Source organism: Psychrobacter sp. CX16, from assembly GCF_057396245.1.
Genome location: NZ_JBXYJF010000053.1, coordinates 1 through 5,361 on the forward strand (window position 1 = coordinate 1; position 5,361 = coordinate 5,361).

Here is a 5,361-nt window from a genome sequence, read left to right on the forward strand (position 1 = left end):
TACAAAACCACTTGGGTGTTGTATGGTCAAGCCAAACGAGCAATTAGTACAGGTTAGCTACACGCATCACTGCGCTTCCACACCCTGCCTATCAACGTTGTAGTCTTCAACGGCTCTTAAGGGAAATCTAATCTTGAGGTTGGCTTCCCGCTTAGATGCTTTCAGCGGTTATCCAATCCGAACGTAGCTACCGGGCAATGCCATTGGCATGACAACCCGAACACCAGCGGTTCGTCCACTCTGGTCCTCTCGTACTAGGAGCAGATCCTCTCAAATTTCCAACGCCCACGGTAGATAGGGACCGAACTGTCTCACGACGTTCTAAACCCAGCTCGCGTACCTCTTTAAATGGCGAACAGCCATACCCTTAGGACCTGCTTCAGCCCTAGGATGAGATGAGCCGACATCGAGGTGCCAAACACCGCCGTCGATATGAACTCTTGGGCGGTATCAGCCTGTTATCCCCAGAGTACCTTTTATCCGTTGAGCGATGGCCCTTCCATACAGAACCACCGGATCACTAAGACCTACTTTCGTACCTGCTCGACTTGTGGGTCTCGCAGTTAAGCGCGCTTTTGCCTTTATACTCTATGAACGATTTCCGACCGTTCTGAGCGCACCTTCGTACTCCTCCGTTACTCTTTAGGAGGAGACCGCCCCAGTCAAACTACCCACCATACATTGTCCTCGGTATTGTTATACCTGAGTTAGAACCCCAACATGACCAGGGTGGTATTTCAAGGTTGGCTCCACAAATACTGGCGTATCTGCTTCAAAGCCTCCCACCTATCCTGCACAAGTCAGGTCAAAGTTCAATGTAAAGCTGTAGTAAAGGTTCACGGGGTCTTTCCGTCTAGCCGCGGGTACACAGCATCTTCACTGCGATTTCGATTTCACTGAGTCTCTGCTGGAGACAGCGCTGCCATCATTATGCCATTCGTGCAGGTCGGAACTTACCCGACAAGGAATTTCGCTACCTTAGGACCGTTATAGTTACGGCCGCCGTTTACTGGGGCTTCGATCAAGACCTTCGCATACGCTAAGCCCATCAATTAACCTTCCAGCACCGGGCAGGCATCACACCCTATACGTCCACTTTCGTGTTTGCAGAGTGCTGTGTTTTTAATAAACAGTTGCAGCAGCCTGGTATCTGCGACTGTCAATAGCTTACGGAGCAAGTCCTTCACCATCGACAGCGTACCTTCTCCCGAAGTTACGGTACCATTTTGCCTAGTTCCTTCAGCAGAGTTCTCTCAAGCGCCTTGGTATTCTCTACCTGATCACCTGTGTCGGTTTAGGGTACGATTCGTTTATGACTATCGTTTAGAAGCTTTTCCTGGAAGCATGGTATTTGCCACTTCGCTGTACAAGTACAGCTTGCTATCAGATCTCAGTATTAACAGCCCGGATTTACCTAAGCCGTCTACCTACATCCTTTCACTCAGACAACCATCGCTGAGCTGGCATAACCTTCTCCGTCCCTCCATCACATCATAAACAAGTATCAGAATATTAACTGATTTCCCATCGACTACGCCTTTCGGCCTCGCCTTAGGGGTCGACTCACCCAGCCCCGATTAACGTTGGACTGGAACCCTTGATCTTCCGGCGTGGATGCTTTTCACACCCATTATCGTTACTCACGTCAGCATTCGCTCTTGTGATACCTCCAGCATGCCTTACGACACACCTTCACAGGCTTACACAACGCTCCCCTACCACTTGAAACATGTTCAAATCCGCAGCTTCGGCTCCTAGTTTGAGCCCCGTTACATCTTCCGCGCGGGCCGACTCGACTAGTGAGCTATTACGCTTTCTTTAAAGGATGGCTGCTTCTAAGCCAACCTCCTAGCTGTCTATGCCTTCCCACTTCGTTTCCCACTTAACTAGGAATTTGGGGCCTTAGCTGGCGGTCTGGGTTGTTTCCCTCTCCACGATGGACGTTAGCACCCACCGTGTGTCTCCCGGATATCACTCATCGGTATTCGGAGTTTGCATCGGTTTGGTAAGTCGGTATGACCCCCTAGCCGAAACAGTGCTCTACCCCCAATGGTGTTCGTCCGAGGCGCTACCTAAATAGCTTTCGGGGAGAACCAGCTATCACCGAGTTTGATTAGCCTTTCACCCCTATCCACAAGTCATCCCCTAGCTTTTCAACGATAGTGGGTTCGGTCCTCCGGTGCCTGTTACGGCACTTTCAACCTGCTCATGGATAGATCACTCGGTTTCGGGTCTATACCCTGCAACTAATTCGCCCTATTAAGACTCGGTTTCCCTACGGCTCCCCTAATGGTTAACCTTGCTACAGAATATAAGTCGCTGACCCATTATACAAAAGGTACGCGGTCACGGATCAAGTCCGCTCCCACTGCTTGTACGCACACGGTTTCAGGTTCTATTTCACTCCCCTCACAGGGGTTCTTTTCGCCTTTCCCTCACGGTACTGGTTCACTATCGGTCAGTCAGGAGTATTTAGCCTTGGAGGATGGTCCCCCCATCTTCATACAGGATTTCTCGTGTCCCGCACTACTTAATATGCTTGCATTTATGTTTCGAATACGGGGCTATCACCCACTATGGCCAGTTTTCCCACACTGTTCTTCTACATAAAATTAAGTCGGCTCCTCCCCGTTCGCTCGCCGCTACTAGGGGAATCTCTATTGATGTCTTTTCCTAAGGGTACTGAGATGTTTCACTTCCCCTCGTTCGCTTCCTAATAAATTAGGATACCTAACTTACGTTAGGTGGGTTTCCCCATTCAGAAATCTCCGGATCACAGATTATTGCCATCTCCCCGAAGCTTATCGCAGGCTGTCACGTCTTTCATCGCCTCTGACTGCCAAGGCATCCACCATGTGCGCTTAATTACTTGACCATACAACCCCAAGTAGTCTTGGTTAGCTAAGCTTTTATTTACTATCGGTTAAAGACAACCTCGAAGTAATCCGAGGTGTTTTAACCAATGCATAAATCTAGTTCTTAACCGGTTGTTTGCCGTAATTATAACGATATCACCTTGATAATTTACGCTTGATTCAGTTCTCTTTACTTTGTAACCAACCTCTTGGGATAACAACTGATGTCGTTAAAGAGGTTGGTTACTGGTTGATACCTAAACGTGAAAGATTAGGTATCAACCGTATTACAACTCATATCTATGTTTTTAAATAATAATAACGCTGTCATCCAGTCGTCATATGCTTTCTGTATAAAACAGAAGTAAGTAATCAGTAATCACTTAATTCTGGTTTATCTATTACTCTTAATCTGTATCACTAAATGGTGGAGCCAAGGAGAGTCGAACTCCTGACCTCCTGCGTGCAAGGCAGGCGCTCTACCAGCTGAGCTATGGCCCCTGAGAAGCGTGAAGAAATGTGCTGGGAGCACATTTTAGCTTCGTAAGAGAAAATCTGTGATTTTCTAGTGCTTTCCGTATGATAAGTGGTGGGTCTGATAAGACTTGAACTTATGACCCCCGCGTTATCAACACGGTGCTCTAACCAGCTGAGCTACAGACCCTGAGCTTAAAGCTTACTAAAACCAAAGAACAACTTGTTGTGAATTCTTGCTGACCGGATGCGTCAATAAGGAGGTGATCCAGCCGCAGGTTCCCCTACGGCTACCTTGTTACGACTTCACCCCAGTCATCAACCACACCGTGGTGAGCGCCATCCTAAAAGGTTAGGCTACCCACTTCTGGTGCAATCAACTCCCATGGTGTGACGGGCGGTGTGTACAAGGCCCGGGAACGTATTCACCGCGGCATTCTGATCCGCGATTACTAGCGATTCCGACTTCATGGAGTCGAGTTGCAGACTCCAATCTGGACTACGATAGGCTTTTTGAGATTCGCATCACATCGCTGTGTAGCAGCCCTCTGTACCTACCATTGTAGCACGTGTGTAGCCCTGGTCGTAAGGGCCATGATGACTTGACGTCGTCCCCGCCTTCCTCCAGTTTGTCACTGGCAGTATCCTTAGAGTCCCCGGCCGAACCGCTGGTAACTAAGGAAAAGGGTTGCGCTCGTTGCGGGACTTAACCCAACATCTCACGACACGAGCTGACGACAGCCATGCAGCACCTGTATTCTAATTCCCGAAGGCACTCCCGCATCTCTGCAGGATTCTAGATATGTCAAGACCAGGTAAGGTTCTTCGCGTTGCATCGAATTAAACCACATGCTCCACCGCTTGTGCGGGCCCCCGTCAATTCATTTGAGTTTTAACCTTGCGGCCGTACTCCCCAGGCGGTCTACTTATTGCGTTAGCTGCGTCACTAAGGGATCAAGTCCCCCAACGACTAGTAGACATCGTTTACGGCGTGGACTACCAGGGTATCTAATCCTGTTTGCTACCCACGCTTTCGAACCTCAGTGTCAGTATGATGCCAGGAGGCTGCCTTCGCCATCGGTATTCCTTCAGATCTCTACGCATTTCACCGCTACACCTGAAATTCTACCTCCCTCTCACCTACTCTAGCTCACCAGTATCAGATGCAGTTCCCAGGTTAAGCCCGGGGATTTCACATCTGACTTAATAAGCCACCTACGCTCGCTTTACGCCCAGTAATTCCGATTAACGCTTGCACCCTCTGTATTACCGCGGCTGCTGGCACAGAGTTAGCCGGTGCTTATTCTGCAGCTAATGTCATCGCTTATGGGTATTAACCATAAGGTCTTCTTCACTGCTTAAAGTGCTTTACAACCAAAAGGCCTTCTTCACACACGCGGCATGGCTGGATCAGGGTTGCCCCCATTGTCCAATATTCCCCACTGCTGCCTCCCGTAGGAGTCCGGACCGTGTCTCAGTTCCGGTGTGGCTGATCATCCTCTCAGACCAGCTACAGATCGTCGCCTTGGTAGGCCTTTACCCCACCAACTAGCTAATCCGACTTAGGCTCATCCAATAGCGAGAGCGCAAGCGCCCCCTTTTCCCCGTAGGGTGTATGCGGTATTAATACGAGTTTCCCCGTGCTATCCCCCACTACTGGGCAGATTCCTAAGTATTACTCACCCGTCCGCCGCTCGACGCCTGATAGCAAGCTATCATCGTTTCCGCTCGACTTGCATGTGTTAAGCCTGCCGCCAGCGTTCAATCTGAGCCATGATCAAACTCTTCAGTTTAATCTTGCTATGAAGTCCTTTAAAGAGACTTCTAAACTTGGCTCATCCTATTACTAGCAAATTTGCTTTCCGTATGTTCATATAATGAATTAACTTCGAGTTTCTTTACTAATTAAAGAATGATAATTTTTATAGTTAGTCACTACCCCGATAAGAGATAGCCCCAACTTTAATTTTTAGCATCCTAAATCAGCAAAAATCCACACAAGTTGTTCTTTGATTTTAGCTTTTAAATAGTT

At 48.6% G+C, this 5,361-nt stretch carries 2 tRNA genes and 2 rRNA genes; all 4 read right to left on the reverse strand.

Going from position 1 to position 5,361, the window contains the following annotated elements:
- Positions 1–22 precede the first annotated feature (22 nt).
- Positions 23–2,875: ribosomal RNA gene (locus AC2SLM_RS12700) — 23S ribosomal RNA — on the reverse strand.
- 405 nt (positions 2,876–3,280) lie between these two features.
- Positions 3,281–3,356 (reverse strand) — tRNA-Ala (locus tag AC2SLM_RS12705).
- Between the two features lie 86 nt (positions 3,357–3,442).
- Positions 3,443–3,519: transfer RNA gene (locus tag AC2SLM_RS12710), tRNA-Ile, on the reverse strand.
- Positions 3,520–3,585: 66 nt separating this feature from the next.
- Positions 3,586–5,122: ribosomal RNA gene (locus tag AC2SLM_RS12715) — 16S ribosomal RNA — on the reverse strand.
- Together the 16S and 23S rRNA genes with 2 tRNA genes alongside form the textbook arrangement of a ribosomal RNA operon.
- Positions 5,123–5,361 lie beyond the last annotated feature (239 nt).